General features: G+C 42.1%; 14 protein-coding genes. 7 read left to right on the top strand and 7 right to left on the bottom strand.

All coding sequences use genetic code 11. The features are described 5' to 3' along the window. Positions 1 to 640 (bottom strand): SusD/RagB family nutrient-binding outer membrane lipoprotein (locus HP439_RS04125; protein WP_246229218.1); only part of this gene is annotated, 640 nt, incomplete at its 3' end. Between the two features lie 2 nt (positions 641 to 642). Next, positions 643 to 3,825 carry a SusC/RagA family TonB-linked outer membrane protein gene (locus HP439_RS04120; protein ID WP_172389081.1) on the bottom strand — a complete coding sequence of 1,061 codons (3,183 nt, stop codon included), beginning with the start codon at positions 3,823 to 3,825 and terminating at the stop codon, positions 643 to 645. 360 nt (positions 3,826 to 4,185) lie between these two features. Here HP439_RS04120 and HP439_RS04115 point away from each other — a divergent pair, with 360 nt between their 5' ends. The 7 genes from HP439_RS04115 to HP439_RS04085 all read left to right on the top strand — a co-directional run bounded on the left by HP439_RS04115 (position 4,186) and on the right by HP439_RS04085 (position 12,292). Further along, the gene (locus HP439_RS04115; RefSeq protein WP_172389080.1) at positions 4,186 to 4,827 is read left to right on the top strand and encodes a hypothetical protein; all 642 of its coding nucleotides are present in this window, start codon (positions 4,186 to 4,188) and stop codon (positions 4,825 to 4,827) included. A gap of 743 nt (positions 4,828 to 5,570) precedes the next feature. Beyond that, complete coding sequence (locus HP439_RS04110; protein ID WP_172389079.1) at positions 5,571 to 6,275, top strand: DUF4198 domain-containing protein; 705 nt, start codon at positions 5,571 to 5,573, stop codon at positions 6,273 to 6,275. 21 nt (positions 6,276 to 6,296) lie between these two features. Beyond that, complete coding sequence (locus HP439_RS04105; RefSeq protein WP_172389078.1) at positions 6,297 to 8,627, top strand: TonB-dependent receptor plug domain-containing protein; 2,331 nt, start codon at positions 6,297 to 6,299, stop codon at positions 8,625 to 8,627. A 14-nt stretch (positions 8,628 to 8,641) separates the two neighbouring features. After that, positions 8,642 to 9,871 (top strand): DUF4374 domain-containing protein, encoded by a 1,230-nt coding sequence (locus HP439_RS04100; RefSeq protein ID WP_172389077.1) that lies wholly within the window; start codon positions 8,642 to 8,644, stop codon positions 9,869 to 9,871. 87 nt (positions 9,872 to 9,958) lie between these two features. After that, positions 9,959 to 10,306, top strand: coding sequence for a hypothetical protein (locus HP439_RS04095; protein WP_172389076.1), 348 nt, complete (start codon positions 9,959 to 9,961; stop codon positions 10,304 to 10,306). A gap of 1 nt (position 10,307) precedes the next feature. Next, on the top strand, positions 10,308 to 10,583 hold the full coding sequence (locus tag HP439_RS04090; RefSeq protein ID WP_172389075.1) for a hypothetical protein: 276 nt from the start codon (positions 10,308 to 10,310) through the stop codon (positions 10,581 to 10,583). An 11-nt stretch (positions 10,584 to 10,594) separates the two neighbouring features. Next, positions 10,595 to 12,292 carry a PepSY-associated TM helix domain-containing protein gene (locus tag HP439_RS04085; protein ID WP_172389074.1) on the top strand — a complete coding sequence of 566 codons (1,698 nt, stop codon included), beginning with the start codon at positions 10,595 to 10,597 and terminating at the stop codon, positions 12,290 to 12,292. A 135-nt stretch (positions 12,293 to 12,427) separates the two neighbouring features. Here HP439_RS04085 and HP439_RS04080 read toward each other — a convergent pair whose 3' ends face one another. From HP439_RS04080 to HP439_RS04060, 5 genes are all read right to left on the bottom strand, one after another. Continuing rightward, entirely contained in the window at positions 12,428 to 13,567 is a 1,140-nt protein-coding gene (locus tag HP439_RS04080) for an epoxide hydrolase family protein (protein ID WP_172389073.1), read from the bottom strand. A gap of 213 nt (positions 13,568 to 13,780) precedes the next feature. Continuing rightward, positions 13,781 to 15,622, bottom strand: a complete 1,842-nt coding sequence (locus tag HP439_RS04075; protein ID WP_172389072.1) for a carbon starvation CstA family protein — start codon at positions 15,620 to 15,622, stop codon at positions 13,781 to 13,783. Between the two features lie 91 nt (positions 15,623 to 15,713). Continuing rightward, positions 15,714 to 17,618: an FAD-dependent oxidoreductase gene (locus tag HP439_RS04070; RefSeq protein ID WP_172389071.1), complete on the bottom strand. Its 1,905-nt coding sequence runs from the start codon at positions 17,616 to 17,618 to the stop codon at positions 15,714 to 15,716. Further along, positions 17,605 to 18,564: a hypothetical protein gene (locus HP439_RS04065; protein WP_172389070.1), complete on the bottom strand. Its 960-nt coding sequence runs from the start codon at positions 18,562 to 18,564 to the stop codon at positions 17,605 to 17,607. The genes HP439_RS04070 and HP439_RS04065 overlap by 14 nt, the downstream gene beginning before the upstream one ends. Next, positions 18,557 to 21,016 (bottom strand): hypothetical protein, encoded by a 2,460-nt coding sequence (locus HP439_RS04060; RefSeq protein ID WP_216657760.1) that lies wholly within the window; start codon positions 21,014 to 21,016, stop codon positions 18,557 to 18,559. The genes HP439_RS04065 and HP439_RS04060 overlap by 8 nt, the downstream gene beginning before the upstream one ends. Positions 21,017 to 21,026 lie beyond the last annotated feature (10 nt).

Here is a 21,026-nt window from a genome sequence, read left to right as displayed (position 1 = left end):
CAAATGTTTTTTCACTTTGATATTTTATTAGTGTGTCGGCCGCTTGTTTAAGCTCGTTCAAGATATCTTTGTATATTTTCTCCTGGGTTGCATAAGCGGGAGAGAGAATCTCTTCTTTTTGAGAAAGAGCTTGGAACTCTGGATCATCGTTACCGTAAGACTGATAGGGAATATCTCCAAAGACATCGCTAAGACTATGAAACGCATATGATTTTAGAATTCGCGCAATGGCAATCTGGTTGGCGTTACTTCCCGCCGCTCCAGCTGTTACGATAGCTTTGGTTTCCTCATCCGTATTCAGAAGGATAATCTCATTGAGGTTGTTTAATGCCTTGTATGTATCTGTCCAATACTGGTCGGCGTACTCTGGTGTTACCAGGTAACGCGATTGATCAGTATAAATATGCTGACTGAAATACTGCGCATATAGTTGCGCTCCACGCAAATTGATCGACTCGCTCCGCAAGGCATCCATGATCTGCTTCTGCGCAGTCACTAATATGTACGGTGTGGACACTGTTTCGGGGCGATTTGGATCGGTGTTTATTTCTTCAAATCTATCTTTCGAACATCCGGCAAAGGCCAGAAATAGTGCTGCTAAAAGTAGGGGGGTATATATTGTCTTAAATACTTTCATCATTATTAAAATTTAACGTTGACATTGAAACCATAAGTAACAGGTGTTGGAATGTTACCGCCTTCGATTCCTTGTACATTGCCACTGCTGGAGGTTACTTCAGGGTCGATGTACTTGCTTTTGGTGTATATATTCCAAAGGTTACGCCCGTATAACGATACGCCGACGTTTTTGATGGTCTTGGTGTTTTTTAGATCGAAATTGTAACCAAATGATAGTTCCCGAAGTTTTACGTAGGTGGCATCAAAAATTGAGAACGTGGTCGGTCCACTGTATTCGTTGCGAGCCCATTGCTGCGCGGTAATACGAGTATCATTTTCTGTCGGATTAGCTACGGTATAGCTTCCGTCAGCGTTGAAAGTAACGTCGCCTTTGACACCGTCAAGAACAACACCTGTTTCACGGATGTTGTTGTCCGCCGTTTTATCTAAGATACCTGAATACATGCCGACTTTGTAGGTCTGCGAAAAGAAGTTTCCACCTACTCGTCCATCGATCAGGAACCCAAAAGAGAAATTCTTGTAGTTAAATGTGTTCTGAAATCCGAAAATGAATTTTGGGAGAATAGACCCTAGAGGGACGAATTGAGAAGTCTTCATGTAGGTGCCATCTTGGCCTATTACACGTCTTCCGTCTTCAGAATATACAAAATCATGGCCTAGGAACTGACCATACTCTTCTCCTTCACGTGCGACAAGATTCACTAGACCGTCACTAAGTGTGAAGGTGTTTGCTTGTTCATGAAGCTCGACAACTTTGTTAATATTACGTGCCCAATTGATAGAAGAGTTCCACTGGAAATTCTCTTTACGTATTGGCGAAGCATTCAGCGTGATTTCAATACCCTTGTTGTTTATTAGCCCGGCGTTTAAGATTTTGGATTCGTACCCGAAAGCGGAAGAAACCGGTACGGAAAGTATTTGGTTGCGGGAGTTATTATTGTAGTAGGTGAAGTCAAATCCTAACCGGCTATTGAAAAGCTGTACGTTTAATCCTGTCTCCCAAGATGTTGTTATTTCAGGTTCGAGGAAAGCGTTGGCAAGTTCATCTGGGCGAGTGTAAGATGGAACACCGGAGAATGCTTGCTGAGCTTCATAAACTTTTGCTAACTGATATGGATCTGTGTCATTACCAACCTGAGCCCATCCCAAACGGACTTTAGCAAAAGACAGCCAGCTAAGGTCTTTTAATGGTTCGAGCTCTGAGAAGACAAAACTACCGGTCACCGATGGATATAAATAAGAGTAATTGTCCGTCGGGAGGGTTGACGACCAGTCGTTACGTAATGTACCGTCCAAATAGAGATAGTCTTTATAGCCTAGGGAAGCACTCGCATATACAGAGGCTACACGTTTATGATAGCGGTTATTCTCGATTTTTACCGACGCTGCATTCTTCAGATTATAATAATTAGGAATGATAAGCCCTCCTTGAGTGATTGCGTAATCGACCTCACGCTTCTGATCGCGAATATTCGCACCAAACAGGGCGTTTAAAGAAAAGTCGCCCCAATTCTTCTTTGCATTAGCCAAGAATTCATAATTGTATTCGTTAAGCTGGTTACCCTGCTCTTCGTATTGTGAGGTACTTCTAGAGTATACGGCAATGCGATCTCTAGAACTGTAGTTGTAGATGTCTCCGTGGACTTTGGCGTTTAAGGTAAGCCAATCTGTCGCCTGATACTCTACGCCTATGTTCCCGTAAAAACGGTCACGCTGATCTTCTAGATAACTTTCATATGCCGCCCAGTATGGGTTGTCTATGAAGCGTGTCGCTTCGGAGGCTGGAGTGTTCTCCCAACCTGTACGGTTCCAAGCCAAAGGGGTGCCGTCCGCGCGTTTATAATTTTCCAGAATTTTGTAATCAACCTGGTTTGCCCCCCACTGGAATGCGGAAAGCATTATACCGCGATTAGTAGCACCTGTCCATGGTTTCCCGACGGAGGAGTTACGCACATAATTGATATTCGAGTTAATCTTTATTTTTCCCAGCTGCGTGCTACCGGCGAAATTTAAACTGTTACGGCCGAGTGTGGAATTCGGCGTTGTTCCTCGCACATTTTTGTTTGTATAGGACAATCGGTATGTTGTGTTCCCAGAGCTACCCGTAATTGCAAGGTTGTTTGTGTTTGCAAGACCAGTGCGGAAAAAATACCTCACATCGTTTTCGGGAGCGACCCACGGGCTGGGTTTAAGATAGTTGGCAGCGTCTTCAGGATTCAGGTTATACCATTGTAATACAGGGGTTCCGTCGAGTCGAGGGCCCCAGCTTTCATCGGAAGCATAGTCAACGACTTTATAATCGTTTCCGTCAATGGTAGCGGTTTGGAACTCTGTTGAGTACCCCTGTCCGTATAGTTTCTGCTGTTTTGGAAGGCGTGTTATGTTCTCAAAATCGAGCCCTGTATTCAAGGTGATTTGTACATTTTCACCCTTTGCAGCGCGTTTAGTAGTGATGAGTATTACCCCGTTTGCCGCGCGGGAACCGTAAAGTGCGGCGGCGGAAGGACCTTTGAGGACAGATATGTTTTCAATGTCGTCTGGATTGATGTCTTGAATGACATTCCCGACATCTTTACCAGAGCTACCCATTATGGTGGTTTCTGAGTTCAGGTCGGTATTATCGATCGGTGTTCCGTCTACTACGTAAAGAGGTTGGTTGTTACTCGCAATGGAGTTTATTCCGCGTAGCGTCACACGTGTTGATCCGCCCATATTACCGCCCGAGCTAACGACTTGCATCCCCGATACTTTTCCCGACAACGCGCTCAACGCGTTTGTTGGACGGGTATTGAGTTCGGATCCTTTCACTTCTTGAACGGCGTAGCCTAATGCCTTTTTCTCCCGGGATATACCAAGCGCGGTTACGACGACTTCTGTAAGCTCCGAGAAAGAAGGGGTGAGGCGTACGGTGATATTCCCATCCGATATGTCCGTTATAATGGTGTCTTCAAATCCGATATAGCGAATGGTAATAGACGGGTTTTCTGCTTTTATGGAAAGCGTAAAACTGCCGTCTGCCGCTGTTTGGGTTTGTAAATTGGTATTGTTATCGATGATACTTGCCCCGATAATTGGTTCGCCGTTTTGGTCTAATACTTTTCCCTTAACAGGTGTTTGGGCATAGATTTGTCCGGTACTGAGGGTAAAAGCGGTTGCCACTAGAGCGAAATAGTGTGCTGTGTTCATGCGTAAAAAAATATGGTTAAGATGTAGTTAAATAGCGTTTTTAGAAACGTTAAAGGTTATCGGGGGTAGTTATTTCCTAGATTTACCCCCTAAATACATTCGACAGTTTAGTTTGATATTGTGCGTCATTTTGCAAGTATATTTTTTTCTAAAGCACAAATGTACAGTTATTCTAGTAGATTAGTAGAGTATTGTTTAAAAATATCTAGTGGATTTGTAGATTTTATGTAAATTTCGTTGTCAAAGAAGTTAAGCGGATTATATGTTCCTCGGAACCTATGTCGCAACGACTACGTAACAATTAAATTCATTTATTGTTGCGTTACACAAACTATTTAATTGTTAATGTGTTGATTCGTTATGAAAACAACGGCGTATAAGATATTGGAGATTGTTATTGTATTAGGAGTCTTTTTGGGGATTTGCTCCTGTAATAATTCCACGAGAAATGGAGCTGAAGATAACAGTGACACGAGTCAAACCGCCCTAATCCAAGACAGTGCCGAAGATTCAGATACTATTATTCAAATGGTCAGTTATCCATTAATCATCCCTGCAGCACAGATTCCTGGAACCATCGACGACACGCTTGCCGCCAATTTACCGGAGCATATAAGGGCCTTGGCCGCATTTTATTCTGCTATGGGCGGATCGGATTGCGATGGAGAAAACTGTGGACTTACTTCCGCACTAAAGCTAGGTAAACAAGGTTCCGAGCAACATAAGGCTTTAATTCGAGACTACTTCCCCGGGGACAAAGTTGCGGAGACGGTGCTCGACCAGAACTGTTATTTAAGACCAAGCGGAGCTTCAAGTTTCAGTGAGTTTGCCTTCTTAACTATTCGCGATTATGGGGATAGCTTGTCAGTAGACTACGAACTTTTCCAATATAACCGAGGTCAAGCAGAGCGGACTAAAGGACCTGATATTTACCGATTCGAAGATGATACGTTCGAAAACGAAGCACGAAACATTTGGACCTTTGTGGGAGATGGACAATAATTTTAATTACATGCTTGACACCTAAAGGTGGGGAGCGAGCAACAGACCGAGAAGCTAGATGTTTTCGTATCCGCTCGTTTAGAGATTCTGCTCATGTTTCATCCTTGTCTAGTTTTATTTCCCAATAGTTCTGGGTGTCCAATTTTAGCCTATTCTGCTTTCTCCCATACCGGCTTGGAAATTGACCTTTACTTTAAGTTTCGTACCCCTACAATAATTAGGCATCTGGAAGAATAGTGGAATTTTCTGATTTCCTATCGGATGACTATAGAAAAAAGTTCAAAAAAAATTTTGACCCTATCAGATAATCCTTACATTTGCGGAGTAGTTTATATTTAGTCTAAATAAAACAAATAGTTCAACGGGCCTTAAAACCCAAAAAGAGCGCCGTGCAGAAGCGGGAAACTTCGCACGACGCAAATCTGAAATCAGCTGTAACTGCTTTCAGATCATCTGGGAGAAATTCTCTCAGAGCCTCCGGCACTGCAAGTACGGAAGGACACGCAAGTTAGGAAAAATTGGGCAATCTCCATTTGTCCAATTTAACTTCTTCGGGTCCTTCCACTCGTAGCTCAAATATTTTGAGTTATGAAAAAAAGAATTTGAAGAAGAATGATGCGAATCAACCTTATCTATTTTAACAATCCTAGCGACAGACGCGTTCATAGCGACGGGTATTTGCTAAATCCTAGGTCGTTTCAAGCAAATTCTTCCAGTACAAAAAATTACTTAATCTATTTTTAATGAAAACTATCAAATCTATTTTGCTTTTGATTGCGCTTATGTGCGTAAAATTCGGTTACTCCCATGCCTTATGGATAGAAACGGCGTCTTCTGGTAAGAGCGGAGAGGCTCAACAAGTACGTGTTTACTACGGAGAATATGCGCATGCTGCTATTGATCCCGTCGACAAATGGTATTCCGATGTAAAGGAGTTCAAATTACTTCTAGTAGCTCCCAATGCTAAACCGGTTGAATTAACCAAAACGGCCCATGAAGATCACTTTTCAAGTGAATTTACACCTGCGGGCGACGGTACTTATTCGTTAGTTATTGTTCATCCAACAAAAGATCCTTATGAAACGACCGCTTTTGAATTTTCTACTTTAGCGCAGGTGATTGTAGGTGCTCCAAGCAAATCTGCATTAGAAATACCTATTATGATCGAGACAAACGCTACCGGAAATTACAACGTAGGTGATCAGGTACAAGCGATAATTTCCCAAAACGGCAAACCGCTCGCAGAGGTTGCGGTCGAGGTTGCAGCACCAGAGGGCTGGACAAAATCTTTAACAACTGATGCTCAAGGTAAAATTACTTTCCAAGCTCCCGTAAAAGGGAAGTATCTAGTCGAGGTATCCAAAACAGATGAGCAGGCCGGCGATTGGTTTGGAAAGACCATCAAGAATGTTTGGAGAGCAACAACAACAGCCCTGTACGTAGACTAAAAGAAATATCTAATCAATACCATGTTTAACAATTCAAAATGTGTCCTGTTGGTAGCCCTGTTTTTCGTGGTATGCCAATTGGGATATGCCCAGCAATATATACTAGAAGGCACAGTCCTTGGAAACAACAATGAACCGATTGCGTCCGCCGTGGTTCAGGTGGATGGCCAGCCGGTGTTTGCTGGCACAGATGGAGTTTATCACACAGAAAAAATTGATAAATCCAAAGTCAAGGTATCTGTCAAAATGGTTGGCTATAATGTCTTTAGTCAAGAGGTCGCTTTAAATCAAGGTGTTAATAAGTTTGACATCGGTTTAGTGCAACAGCAGCGAGATATCGAGGAAGTTCAGGTTACGGGTCTTACCAAAGTTCAAGAAATTAATAGACAAGCTTTCACTGTAAGTGCGATTGACGCGACCAAACTTCATAATACGACGCTTAATCTTTCCGATGCATTGGACCGAGTTTCTGGTGTTCGTGTTCGTGAAACAGGGGGTCTGGGTTCCAACATGAACCTTTCGTTGAACGGATTCTCAGGAAATCATGTTCGGTTTTTTATCGATGGCATCCCCATGGATAATATGGGGAGCTCATTCCAGATCAATAATATCCCTGTTAATCTTGCCGAGCGGATAGAGGTTTATAAAGGTGTCGTACCCATATGGCTGGGCTCAGATGCTCTGGGCGGAGCAATCAATATTGTGACTGGGAGTAGAAGCCGGAATTACGTGGATGTATCGTATTCCTACGGATCATTTAATACCCATCGCACAGTGGTGAATGCTGCGGCAACCACCAAAAAAGGATTCACCTTTCAATTAAACGCTTATCAGAATTATTCGGATAATAACTATAGGGTGTATTTAGAGCCTCATAATAATCGTTTAGAGAACTACAGTAAATCTATTGAAGTTCCTAGATTTCATGACACATACCATAACGAAACCATTATTGCCAGCCTCGGCGTAGTTGATAAGCCGTATGCGGATCGGCTATTATTCGGAATAACATTAGGACAAAATTACAAGGAAATCCAAACAGGAGCACGTATGGAGTCCGTATTCGGAGGGTGGCATCGCCGCGGTAATCTTGTGATGCCAACTTTGAAATATAGCAAAGAAAACTTGGTTGAAGGTCTTGATGTAACACTTAACGCCAATTTTAACCTAGGGACGGAACAAAATATAGATACCGTTAATCGGCGCTATGACTGGTTTGGGGACACTGGAGCGGAGCTTCCTGCGACCTCGGGCGAGCGCGGCGCTAAGACCATGTATAAATATCGTAACAATGAAGGGTTGGTAACTGCTAATTTTAATTATTCTATTGGCGAAAATCAAACGATCACGGTGAATAATGTATTCAATACCTTCAATCGTAAAGGAGAGGATCCGTTAAATCCCTTAAATAATGACTACGAGCGAGCGAAAATATCCCGGAAAAATGTATTGGGGTTAGGATATCAATATCAAGTATCTGACCTATGGAGTATTTCTGTGTTCGGAAAGTTCTTGAGTCAAAATAATCAGAATGGAGACGATGCGAGTAGCATCTCCAATCGTTTAGGATGGGGAACTGCGGGGACATATTTCCTTTCACCTAGATTACAAGTTAAAGGGTCATACGAGCTAACGAACCGTATGGCAACCCCATACGAGATATTTGGCGATGTAGAAAATCAAGATTCCAATCCTAGTTTGAAGCCGGAACGTAGTAACAACTTTAACCTTGGAATGAGTTACAATATCCCTATTGATGAGATGCAAGACCTTGACATCACTGCGGGTGTATTATACCGTTACGCTAAAGATTTCATCTATCAACGTCTCAACCAAAACCAAAGCAAATACATCGCGGATAATCGCGATGGTGTCAGAACTGTCGGTGGGGACCTTGATCTGCGTTATCATTACGGAACATGGTTAAATGCGGGGACTAGTTGGACATATCAATATCTCCAAAATATGCAGCAAATTGAAGTCGGATATACTGGGATTAGCCCCGTATACAAAGACCAAATGCCTAATATCCCGTATTTATTCGGGAATGCAGATGTACAAGTCCGATTCGATGATTTGGCGGGTAAAAATAATGCGTTAAGCGTAGGTTACAATATGCAATATATACATGACTTTTACCTGTACTGGCCGAGCAGAGGAAATATCAAAAATGGTATACCTAGTCAACTGAGTCATGATGTAAATATATTATTTGCATTAGCGGACGGACGCTATAACATCGGTTTAGAAGCACGTAATGTTACTAACGATCGTCTCTACGATAACTTTAGTTTACAACGACCCGGCAGAGCTTTTTATCTCAACTTACGTTATTATATCAACAAAAAATAAACAAAACGAATATCATGAATTTTAAAAAATTATTACTCTCTGCGGCAGTTGTTGCTTCATTATCTGCTTGCGATAAGAACTCCGACGGGGACTCGGGAAACCCGGCAAATAAAGGTAACTTTATTCTAACAGTGACGCCTGTTGCTGAAACGGCTGTTGCCGATTATCTACTTACTACTAATAGCCTTGATGAAGGCTCTATCTCTACACAAGGGAATGGGGTCGAACAAGATGGTTCCTTCCGTTACTATGTCACCCATAATAACAAGTTCTTTAGCATGCTATACGGGCAGGGTAATCCAGGCGCAATTACCGTGTATGATATTCAAAATGGGTCGTTAAACAAGCTTGCAAACACCGTAACTGAGACAGTACAAGCATTTACGCCTGTGAATGACGATATCTTAATGACGAAAATATCTAGAGGTATCACTAACCCCACAGCAACTTGGTATCAGTTTAACACCAATTCACTAACTATTGGTGCTCAAGGGAGCATTAATACCGCTGAGCTTGCGGATAATGGAGAGCTAGCATTTTTTAGCTGGCTGACTCAGGTGGGTGATAAAGTATATGCCCCATTCTTCTCGGTGAAAGGTTGTTGCCAGGCTACGTTTGGAACCGATTACCCGGATCAAGCTTGGGTCGCGGTATTTAATTACCCAGAAATGACCCTTGATAAAGTGATCGAGGACGACCGGACTAGTTTTATTGGACGTTATTTTACCGACGGTCTTAGCGTCACAGAAAACGGTGATGTGTACGCTTTTTCTTCAGCAATTGCAACGTCAGACGGGAGCGGAGAATTTAACGGAACGAAGCCTTCTTCAGTGACTCGCATTAAAGCAGGAACATCAGAATTTGATCAGTCGTTCCTTATTAATTTTGAAGAGATTTCCGGCGGATTGAATGTTACTGACTGGACGTACCTTGGGAACAACAAGTTTATCGTTTTCTCCAATACCAAAGCAGATAAAAACCTTTGGAGCGTAGGGAATATCGTCGGGATCCTAGATGTGACGACCCAAAGTTATACGAAAGTTAGTGGGATGCCAGAAATAGGCAGTATAAAAGAAATTACTTCAAATAATTATACGCCAGCTGATGGGAATACTGGCTACATTGGTGTGAACCTAACTTCCGGTATTGGCTATGTGTATAAAATTGATGCGAACTCCGCAACGGCCACACAAGGGTTAAAAGTTGAAGGTGGTACGCTTACGGCTATTGAGCATTTAGATTAATAACGTATTGTTAAATATTAAGGTAAGCCGGCAGATGTTCCATAGATTTCGGATTCTCTATACGGCTTATCTATTACACTTTAAGCTATGTATACATTGTTGTTAGGCAGTATTCTATTTGCTTCTTATTTTTTTTATCACTCCAGTACGAAGGTGAAATTCAAGAATCGGCCAGCTTGGCTTGAGCGGTTAGCTGCAAAGCCAAATGTGCTACGTCGCGCGGCTTTCGCAATTCTTATAGTCGGTCTTGTTGCCTGTTGTCTGCTTCATGGTATTGGAGCCGGTATTTTTGGATGGATTGTCTACATGATGGGTACGCTTTGTTTAGTGGTATTGCTCGATCCGTATCATTTTCTTAAAGGGAAGCACATTGTTATAGTTTTCTTGATAAGTGGGTTTCTCGAATTGTTGTACTCCTACGTAACACCCGTCTAATATGCCAGCGAATAAAAAGTATTTGAGTAGTCCGTTTCAGCGGTTTTTAAAAATTACTGCAGGTTTTATCGGCGGTTATCTAGTGATGTTCACTTTTCATATACTGATGACCCTTTTCTTTGAAAACAAAAATGTTATTGTGACGGCAGGGTTCACAGGTTATATCCTTTGGGCAATACTACTTCTAATAGCCTTCCTTTCAAAAAACGGTTGGAAAATATGGGGGGTGTATTTGTTCGTGGCGTTTGTATTTTACCTTCCAATGCTAATTCGTTAAGATACTTAAAGATGAATATCAGGAATTACAATATATACTTTAATACGCATACGATTAGCGGTATCATTATCTGCGCTATACTCTATGTGATTTTTTTTGCGGGTTCGTTCTCGTTTTTTAAAAAGGAGATTACCGCTTGGCAGAGTAATACGAGCTATCATCAACAGCCGTTACAGACAGCAAATTATACGCACCTATTAGATTCGATAAGTCAAACTGGGTACAATCTGCATGGCCGAGATATTATATTTTATCTTCAGCAAGGTGGCCTGAAAGGCTACGTCAACTTTAGCGCTTCCCACGACTCGGTCACCAATAAAGAAAACTTAGCGGCGCTGAAAGACGTAGAAGGAGGTAGCAGACGAGGCCGGGGACGGAGGGGTGTTGGAGATACGAAATATTTCAGTCACGATTTTCTACGTATGCAATCGGGCGACTATTCTTCGGATTACGATATGGGAGAGTTTTTGTACCGTCTCCATTTCCTTGCGCAGCTTAATGAGGTGCCTATTCGTGTAGGATTTGCCCCTTTCGGATACCTTGTAGCAGGTATAACATCGTTTATTTTCCTTTTCGCGCTAATTACCGGTCTATTATTACACTGGGATAAAATTGTATCGAACTTCTTTGTGTTTAGGCCATTTAGTAAATGGAAAACGGTGTGGACCGATATGCACACGGCGCTCGGTGTTATTGGTTTCCCTTATCAATTTATCTTTGCAGTAACCGGCGTAATCTTGATTATCAACTCAGCGCTGCTGGTGCCCTTCGGCAAGTTCCTTTACGAGGGAGACATGGATAAAGTTTACCAGGACCTCGATAATGCAAATACTTACCCGCTCTCTTATAGCTACAAACCGTTAGAAAAAGACTTCGATCTAGGAGCATTTTTGGACAATGTACAACAAAAGTGGCCAGAGAGTACACTAAAAAGGGTGAGTATCCAAAATTATGGAGATGAAAATATGTATGTGGTTGCGGTAACCGATCCGAAGTACGATAAGAGTTTTGCAGGGTCAGGGGTTTTCGCGATGCAGGTCAAGGACGGAAAAATTCTTGAAGAGAAATCACCGTTCTCGGACGTATCGTATATAGATGGCGTAAGGAGCTTAATTTACCGTTTACATTTTGGTGATTTTGGTGGCTACCCGGTGAAAATCATTTACTTTGCGCTGGGTGTAATGGGCTGCTTAGTCATCATATCGGGAATTCTTATTTGGCTTGTTGCGCGGGATAAAAATAATGTAATTCCCAGAAAACGGAAGTTCAATTTCTGGACAGCAAATGTATTTTTAGCAATATGCCTGACGATGCTTCCTGTCACGGCTGTCACTTTTATTGCGATAAAAGTATATCCAGATGTTAATCAGCAATTCATCTATCGCGTATTCTTTCATCTTTGGTGGATTCTCTCGCTTTATTATATAATTCGGCGAAATCTCAATCGTACGAACCGAGAAACATTGTTGTTGGGCGGAATCTTTTCGCTTTTTGTCCCGGTCGCAAATGGCATTGTCACAGGTAATTGGTTGTGGGTGAGTGCCTCGAGTGGGAAATGGGATTTGTTCGTCGTTGATTTTTTGTTTTTGTTCTTAGGAGTTGTCAGCCTAGTTGTCCTGAAACGTTTGAAAGAATTTAACGAAAGACCGCAGGAACAATCAAAAAATAAGAGTAGCCGAAAACAAGAAGCTTATCTTTCTAAGGTTTGATAGTTTGGAAGCTTAGCGATTGAAACAGCAAATTGCATTATTAGTAAATTATTTAGTTCCTGACGAGGCTCCTTATCTGATAACTGCAAATTATATTGTAGATGGAGGAAGTTTGTCAGTAGTATACTAACATACTCAAACTATGTTGTTAATAAATTTTTTAAAATCTAAATATAATACTTCGGGTTCTTCGAGTGCAGCAAAATGGCCACCTTTATCCATTGTACTCCAATGGATAACATTATAATTGTATTCAACAATTGATCTAGGAGTTGGAGCGAATACAGGGTCAGGAAATGCTGCAATCGCAGTGGGTACTTTTACGTATGCTTTTAAAGGTAATTTATTAGATTCTTCTAAATACATCCCGCGGTATATCCAAATTGAAGTTACAGTAGTATTTGTTACTAGATATAGCATTATATTAGTTAAAATTTGAGTTTCATCAAATTTTGACCATATATCTGGGCTTCCTTCCTTAGTCAAGGATAAGTCGGCCCATTTTCCAAATTTTTCTAAAATCCATGCAGCTGTTCCAACAGGACTGTCGTATAATGCTACGCCCAAAGTCTGTGGTCTAGTTTCTTGTTGATGATTATACCCTTGTTCATCATATAATCTTCTATTCCTGTTTTCCATAAATAATTTATCATTTATGTTTTTTGGCTCGTTGTCCTCAGAAATAATTCCCACCATGTTAAGATGTATACCAAGGATATTGTCAGGATATAAATATGCCATCCAAGATGCAATATGAGAACCCCAATCTCCTCCTTGTATTATATATTTTGTTTCCCCAAATAATTCATTCATTAAACTATTAAACAAGCTGCTAATTCTTTTTGGTCCAATTATTTCATCTAATGGACTTGAAAATGCAAAACCCGGCAGAGATGGAACTATGACGTCGTGTCCATCTGCTGCTAATTTATTCATTAGATTCTCAAATTCAAGATAAGAACCTGGCCAACCATGAAGTAAAAGTATTGGTGGCTTTGAATTGTTAGTTTTAAAGTGCAAAAAATGAATCGTATAATTTTCACTTTTGAATTTATAGTTAGGCAATAAATTTAATTTTTCCTGAACGTCATGCCAGTTATAATGCGTATTCCAAAAATTCACTAGTTTTAATAAATCATCATAGCCGACACCATCTTGCCAACCATTTCTTTTCGGGAAATCTTGCCAGTTATATTTTTTAACCTTAGTTTGTATATCGTTTATATGTTCTCTATCAATTTCAATTTCAAAAGGAGTTATTGTGGCGTTTTTCATGGAATATAATATCTTGATTCTAATAAATATTTAATTAAATAGATGTTAGTAATCTTTCAACAATTCATAAATATTATTGTTTACTGTGAATCTTATTTAATGAGTTAAATTTCATTGATCCTGCAGCAATCGGTTTCCCGTCAAATTGGCTGGACGGGCCGAATTGGCAATAATTGCTTTAGAGAGCCGCTCGCGACCCCAATCAATCGTCTTTCATCGTTCCACGAGTTCTTTAACTTCCTCACCATAAATATCTACTTTGAGGTCGGTTTTTTTGAATAAATGAAACCAGCGAATAAATGTACCAACGAATACGATAGCCATCAACAGCATGGCAATACCTGCTAAAGTTGCTAAGAGATATTGCTCATTTGGAATATACAGGTCCGTTATCTGAAGGTAGCCTGCCCAGAATGTTATGAATGCCATAAATACGCCGGGTATCGCCGAGCAAAGGGCATAGCCTTTTCTATTCATACGTATGAGCATGGTTGTACAGACAATAAGCCCGCAGGCTGCAAGTAGCTGATTTGATATTCCAAATAAAGGCCAGATGCTGCTCACATTCCCTGTGTATACTAGATAGCCCCAAGAAAACGTGAAAATCGCACTACACAGGATGATCCCTGGCCACCAGTTTTTGTCTTTAAAAGCAGGTATAGCCGATCCTAACATTTCTTGTAAAAAAAAACGTCCAACACGTGTTCCAGCGTCGATTGCGGTGAGGATAAATACAGCCTCAAACATAATAGCGAAATTGTACCAATATGCCATCACGTTATCCATAAAAGGGACATTGTTGAATATATGAGCCATACCCACAGCTAACGAAACAGCGCCTCCGGTCCGTCCGTGTAAGTCGACACCTATTTGATCACTAAAATGTTGGAGATCCACGGCATGGAGATGCGGATATGCAGCAAGAAAATCTTTATATACATCAGCCGGTGTATTGATGGCAAAGTAATCTCCCGGCATCAAGGTGCAGGCAGCAATAAGTGCCATTAGCGCTACAAACCCTTCTACCAACATTGCGCCATAACCGACAAAAAGTATTTCGCGCTCATCGCCTAACATCTTAGGGGTGGTACCAGTAGCTATAATAGCATGAAATCCAGAGATCGCACCGCAAGCGATAACAATAAAAATAAACGGCAGCACGGGGCCTCCAATTATTGGACCTCCACCGTGGATGAAATTTGTAAGTGCGGGCATCTGAATGGTAGGCGCTACGAAGATGATCCCTATAGTTAGCATTAGTATTGTGCCTATTTTTAAGTAGGTTGAAAGATAGTCGCGAGGGACAAGTAGAAACCAAATAGGGAGGACGGAAGCCAAGAAGCCGTATACAGCAATTGAAATAGATATGGTGCCAATATCCCAACTAAACATATTGGCCAGATAAGGAATCTTCATGAGATAGTCACCCGAAATGATCGCAAGGATTAATAACACGCCACCTAGGATACTTGCGAATGTAACAGCGTTTTTTCGGTAGCGGATAATTAAACCCATAATTATAGCAATGGGCATGGTTAGGATTATAGTAAAAAGTGACCAGGGGGCTTCGTGCATCGCTGAAATACAGGCCAAGGATAAACCGGCAAGCGTTAAAATAAGAATGAATAAAACAGCTATACCTGTTATGGTTCCAATAGGCTTTGAAATCTCCTTAGAGGCGATCGTCGCTAGACTAACACCTTTATGTCTTACGGATGCAAATAAAACAATCATATCGTGTACGCCGCCACCCAATACACACCCGATTAAAATCCAAAGAGCTCCAGGGAGGTACCCAAATTGGGCGGCAAGTACAGGCCCTACAAGTGGTCCTGCTGCTGCTATCGCCGCAAAATGATGCCCAAAGAGTACTTTTTTGTCCGTTTTTACGTAGTCCTGTCCGTCAGCAAATTCTACGGCGGGCGTGGCGATTTTGGAATTCAGTCGAAGCACTTTATTCGCTATAAATATCCCATAAAATCGGTATGCAATGGCAAATATTAGCAAAGAGCTAAATATCAAAGTAAGGGCATTGACTCCGTTTAAATCGATCATAATGTTTTTTGGTAGCAGTTTATAAAATATGGATCGTTCTATAGTATTATAAAACGATCCATCAAGATAACTATTTTTGATGAGTTATATATTAGCCGTAGCATCGAATTTCAAAAACACGTGCGTTTTCGTCCTCGTGGGCTTTTTTAGCAACTAACCTCACTTTATCAGCCATTACGCTGTCGAAGTTGTGTGTCACTTTTCTTAAAATATTGTCCGTTACGTCAACTTTTTTCACGATTGAATTGCCATTATATAGTTCTAATGTGTATTCTTTAAGAGTTTCTGGCTGAGGTCCCCTTTTCTGGTTTTTCATCGTGCTGTTCTCTCCGGAGAGCCGCAGATGTCGATTCAATCCGGTGTCGAAAGTAAATTCAACACAATTAAGCGATTGGGCTCCATTCCAACTAAGCTCTATATGCTGCGCTCCTGATGCGAGACTTGCGCGCCACTGGTGACTATCGTTATCTTCAACATCGCGATTGTATCCGTCAATAACTTTTACCGCTTCGTATCCTGCGAGCTCGGATGATGCGCTTATTTTTGCTTTACGGGCTAGATCAGATTTATCGTCATTCTTTACTTTAAGAATAGCCTGATCTTGTCGTAGCAGAAGCTGCTGATACTCTTGTAGCTTGGTTTTATTTTGTACAAGCTTTCGCGGGGTGAGTCCTTCTTTGACGCAAAATGCTACAGCTGTTCCGATAGCTTGCCCAAGAGTGGCGCAGGTTGCCATCACGCGTGTTGTAGACAAAGCAACATGAGTGACCGAAATATTCCGACCAGCCATCACGAGGTTCTCATGTGACTTACTGTATAGCGAACGTAAAGGGATAGAATAGGGACCCTTTAGGGGGATAGACCGAAACGGGCTTAACGACGTGTCGTCCATACCTGCTGGAAGGTGATCGTCCAATGGCCAGCCCCCATATGCAACACGGTCATCAAAGTTTTCTTGTTTTAGAATGTCATTTTGTGTTAATACGTAATCACCGGTGATCCGTCGGCTCTCCCGTTTTCCTTGAATAGCACCATACCATGACAAAGCCCAATTCGCGGATTCAGGATGGTTGCCGGAATTCTTGATGTAGTCCCAAACCCCGAAGACTACGGCCATTAAATCATGGCGAATTTTTTGGCCATCATGCACGATGTTTTCCAGACCACCAAGCTCTATCCACCAGTATCCATATTCCCATGAATGTATCTTTCTGTGTTTAAAGTCGGCAAATTCATATTTTCTTGCCCACTCTGGTGCTTTGAAAGGCATCGGTTTATCATGAGGCTGCGCCTGAAACAGGAGGCTATTGCCCATGGTAATGTCGTCAGGTGTTTCTAATCCTAATGGCTCATTGTATTCTGATTTAGCTTCGCGTCCGCGCATGAAGTCAGCTCCGGCAAGAGCTGCCAGCGTGCCGTCTCCAGTACAATCCGCGAAGTACTTGGCCTTGATATTGTATATCTCTTCGGTAGCCGAACAGTATGCTTGTACTTCTTGTATTTTACTACCACTACTTTTGGTGTTGTAAAGCATGGTGTCAAACAGCAGTGTTATATTGGGATTGGTAACCACCTTATCATACATGACGAAGTCTAACATCTCCCAACAGCGTTGTGGGTTGATGTATGCTTCCGTGAGCATAACTTCTTCCAGTAGACCCGTTTCACGCCACACCTGTCGCAAAGCTGAGGCCCCGCAAATATGCATCCTAATTTCCGAACTCGCATTTCCCCCCAATCGTGAACGGTTTTGTATCAAAATGACCTTCAGACCGTTCCGTGCCGCCGCCATGGCATTACAATATCCAGCCATGCCTCCACCGGCAACTAAATAGTCCGTTTCCATATTACGTATAGCAAATACAGATTCTGAAGCACTTAGTGTTTCTTTGTTGATAGGGTTTTCTGCTAAATTGTTAGCAATTACTGGATCGACTAACAGGGCCCCGGACCCAATACCGATTGCTTTTAAAAAGTCTCTTCTATTGTTCTTCATAATTTAAAATTTTTGTAATTAATTCTTTCTGCTTCGCATTTGCTTTTGGGTTCTGTTGAAAACTTTTTAGGATGATTTTTGATTGATCATCCGGAGCAGAGAGTGAGTTTATAAATTCTGTTATTACATGAGGTTTCAATTTGTCGAGCTGCTGTAGGATAGCGTTGTATTGCAAGGGATTACCCATCGCGCCGCTGCTTTCTAACACGTCTATGGCATAATGCGGAATGAAATCATCTTCGGCGTAGAGCAACGCAATTACCTGTCTTGTATACTGTTTATATTCTTTCTTATCGAGATGTTTAAGGAAATACTCCTGATAACCAGGTTTCTGGGATTCAGCGAAATATTGCTGCCAATTCCTTGCACGATATTGATTGTTCAAATAGGCATAAAGCTCTTGTTTTACTGGTCCGTTCACAATATGCCATAAAGTGTATACTGTATACAGCGCGCCAGGAACAGTGACGTTTGAAAAAAGGAGGGAAGTGGGCCGGGTTACGGCGTCTACCTCGGAGGAGTATTTTTGCGCGTTTTTATCTAAAAGGTCTTCGACTTGGTAGTCCCGCAAAGGGGACATGCTGTCCAAAAGTATTTCGTTTAGTTTCTGATAATCGGCGTCATCAAAATACTGATGGTCAAACTTCGTGAAACGGACATTCTCCTCTTTGCTGATATGATGATAATTTCCCTGGAGGTCCCAAAAAATATTCACTTCTATTGGCAAACATACCTGGTCGTTACAGACATTCGTCGTTAGATGCGTCCCGAAATATAATGTGCTGTCGTTTTCAGTTTGCACCAGATAAATTGGAAAACTTAAGGTATCGTTGACCGTATGTATAACTACCGGATCAGCCTCTTTCGTCAAAGAATACCAAGACTGCGCCTTAAGTGTAAATAAGTTTATCAAAAGAAATAATGCCGATAACGAAAATTTAATCATAGCGTAGTAGTGTTGTTACTTTGCAATCTTTATCGCTGGAAAACCGAACCCATCTAGCCTCGATGTTGTTCGGAAACTTAAATTCAAGTTTTTCCCCTTTGGCCACTGCTAAGCTTTTGTAATCAATCCATTCACCGTTTCCTGAGGGATCGAGCTGAATGGAAATGTTAACGGTCGAGCTGGCATCGTGTGAGATGCTGAGACTACGGCGGTCGTAAAAACCAAATAAATAGGGGTCGCTATATTGCTTCGCTTTGACCGGCGTATTGTCCCACGGCCCACCATAACCTTTTGGTTTTCCGAGTTTCCATAGATCGTCGATGGCACCCGCCCAGACTGCCGCTTTACCGTCACTAGATCGAATAATATGCTCACCGCTACCGCTGACGGAAATTCCAGAAATTATAAAAAGCCCACGAAAAGAGGCAAAATCATGCACAGCAAGATTATGTGAGGCAATCGGACGAACTTTAGCGAATCCGTCGGCGTTCTCCGCCGGGAGTTCATAAAAAGTGCCGTGAAGATTCATAAGATCACGTTCAGTTACCACCTCACGGGCGAGCCTTGTTAAACCCTTGTCCGTTATCGCGTCAAGCTTCTTGTCGCCTTTAGGAAAACGCCACCTGCGTCCTAGATCATCAACGACTAACACAGAGTTTGGTGTAATTTCGACTATCTTTTCAGGAATTTTAAAGTGTTTTTCAATGGTCTCTTGGGCCTTCTTATTTGTGGCTGGTTTTAGCGTCATGTTCGCATCAAGCTCATAATATCCCACCGATTGAAAATTCCCGTCGTCAATATTTCCGGCGAGGATACCCATTTTACGTTGGTTGTCTGCTAGGGCATATAGATATCCTCCCTGATAAGATGATTGATCGGTATTCGCAATGTGGGAGAAAAGCTGCGAATTGTCTCGGCTCAGACGGTCCCCGCTGTATGAAAATAGGGCGCTATAGGTTCCTGGCTGGTCTGCTTTTATACGGATCCATTCACCTTGTATGTTTGAGGCTATAGCTTCGTGCAATGACCCTCCAGCAGGGATAGCAATGGTTTTATAGGGCGTCCAGTTTGCCGTTCCCTGCTGATCTATTTCCAGAGTGAACTTCACGGGAGAACTTCCATGATTTTTGAGCCAAATATTACGCTTGTTCCATCCGGCAAGTAGGAATGGCTCGGAGGTGAGGTCTTTGGAAACGTCCTCATTTATCCATACTGCGCCTTCCGCCGTTGTCGGTCCGAGTTCATCAAGAAGGTTGTCCGAAACGAACCAAAGATTCGAGTTGGACTGACCAGCTCCCTCCAGATTTCCTTTGATTTTGCGTTTATTTAGAAACTCTTTTTGTGCCGAGTCATCACAGCCAAATACCAACATGTTGTTCCAACGAGCGAAATCTCCAATTACTTTCAGGTAGGCAGATCGAGGCCGTATTCCTTTACTATTCTGGGCGCTGAATGCCATCGGGAATTTCCAAAACATGCCATGCATCGTCATCAAGAAGTCGGAAGTCCCGTCTTCTATACTGCGTATCCGGGGCCACTCGGTGTTCCATCCGTGCGCGCCATCATAACTGCGACTAGTTTTTGGCAGTCTGTAGAATGACCAGCCGTCTTTATGATGGCGTACGCCAAGAATCACGGACTTGTGGTCCCAGCCTGTCGCCCAAATTGGATCGTTGCTGTTTGCATTTCCATTTATGCCACCCGGACCGGTCACTTCAACGAATTGATTTCGACGTATAAGTTTCCATGATTTCCCGTCCCACTCTGACAGAGAGCCGGCCGGAATATCGTATTTTTTTAGCGCTAGATCACCAGATTCACCATTGTTTGAATAAACCAGCACACCCTGACCACTGTAGGCTCCTTTTCCATGCACACCGAATAAATCGGCGAAATTTTGGGGTTTGTCTTTGCGATTGGGAAGTTTAGAAAGATATGTCTGCGATTTTAAATTTACATCGGTATATAGCTCCGTCACTTTTTTAGTGTTAAGGTCATATTCATAGAACCCCTCTTCCATCGTAGCGAAATATACTTTCTCTTCTGGTTCGGTAAGATGACGAGCCATTCCCGTATGACGGCCAGGCATGACCTTTGGGTCTATCACGTCTATATCTCCTTTACCGTTTACAATGTAAGGACCGATAAACATATTTCCTGATTCTTTATGTATCATCCGGTTGGCCGGTGTTCCTCCGACGCTCTTGGAGTAAGTGACGGAATTTCTAGCGCTGTCGATGATATAGAGTTTGTCGGAAGACCCTAAAGGAAGATGTGGTCCGTATGTAATAACATAGAGTTTATTGTTCCATGGTACAACAGCGCCCGTACCACACTCTCCTTCGTTGTTGTACATCGCTAGGTGCGGGTAAATACCACTGTAGTTTTTTTGTCCATGGGCATTGAACGCAGTCAAAAGGGCGGTAGCGAGAAAGAGATTTTTTATTTTCATTTCTACTTGC

The organism is Sphingobacterium shayense, assembly GCF_013179575.1.
GTDB lineage: Bacteria > Bacteroidota > Bacteroidia > Sphingobacteriales > Sphingobacteriaceae > Sphingobacterium > Sphingobacterium shayense.
This window is presented reverse-complemented; position numbering and strand designations above follow the sequence as displayed.